Genomic DNA, 1,253 nt, shown 5'->3' on the forward strand with positions numbered 1-1,253 from the left:
ACTATCGACGCTGAACCTCGCCCACATGATCCCGCTCTCGGCAGTCTGGGCGGGACCGGTTGAGGATGAGCATTTTCGCGCACCGCCGCTGTTCTTCGCCAGGACTGAAGGCGCGACGCCGTTCCGCTTCAGCCTTCATGTCGGCGATGTCGGTCACACCCTTGTCGTGGGTCCGACGGGCGCGGGCAAGTCGGTCGTGCTGGCACTTATGGCCCTGCAGTTCCGGCGCTACGGGAACAGCCAGATCTTTGCCTTCGATTTTGGTGGTTCGATCCGCGCGGCAATGCTCGCCATGGCGGGAGACTGGCATAATCTCGGCAGCAGTGCGTCGAACGGGCAGGGAGCGCACGATCCGCTTGCCCTTTTGACCCTGGCGGATCTGTCAGACGACATCGACACCATTTCGCTTCAGCCGCTTGGCCGCGTCCACCACGTTCCCGAACGCGCCTGGGCAGCCGACTGGCTTGTCGACATTCTTCTGCGCGAAGGCGTCCCCGTCACGCCGGAGGTGAAGGAACATCTCTGGTCAGCACTGACATCACTGGCCTCCGCCCCGGTTCAGGAACGAACTCTGACCGGCTTGACGGTGCTGCTGCAATCATCGTCGCTGAAGCAGGCGTTCCGGCCCTATTGCATCGGCGGTCCCTATGGACGGCTGCTCGATGCCGAGCACGAACGTCTTGGTGACACATCCGTACAGGCGTTCGAGACCGAAGGGCTGATCGGCACCGGTGCGGCACCGGCCGTGCTTGCCTATCTCTTTCACCGCATCGAACAGCGAATGGACGGCCGGCCGACACTGCTGATCATCGATGAGGGCTGGCTGGGCCTCGATGATGGCGGCTTTGCAGATCAGCTGCGCGAATGGCTGAAGACGCTGAGGAAGAAGAACGCTTCCGTTATCTTCGCCACGCAGTCGCTCTCCGACATCGACGGCAGCCTGATCGCGCCGGCCATCGTCGAAAGCTGTCCGACACGGCTGTTCCTGCCGAATGAGCGCGCGAGCGAGCCACAGATCACGGAGATATACCGGCGCTTCGGTCTCAACGATCGCCAGATCGAGATCGTCGCCCGAGCGATGCCCAAGCGCGACTACTACTGCCAGTCGCGGCGCGGGAACCGGCTGTTCGAATTAGGCCTCGGTCCGATCGCGCTGGCGCTTTGCGCTGCGTCCTCGAAGTCCGACCAGGCGGCGATTGATCGGATAATCGCTGAGGCAGGCCGAGACCATTTCCTCGAGGCCTGGCTTGCCG

The 1,253-nt window shown here is 63.0% G+C and carries 1 pseudogene; it reads left to right on the forward strand.

Annotation, left to right across the window (positions count from 1 at the left end):
• Positions 1-1,253, forward strand: a pseudogene (locus tag EN991_RS36770) (conjugal transfer protein TrbE); the annotation flags it as partial.

It is taken from the genome of Mesorhizobium sp. M7A.F.Ca.US.005.03.2.1 (assembly GCF_003997795.1).
Classification (GTDB): Bacteria; Pseudomonadota; Alphaproteobacteria; order Rhizobiales; family Rhizobiaceae; genus Mesorhizobium; species Mesorhizobium ciceri.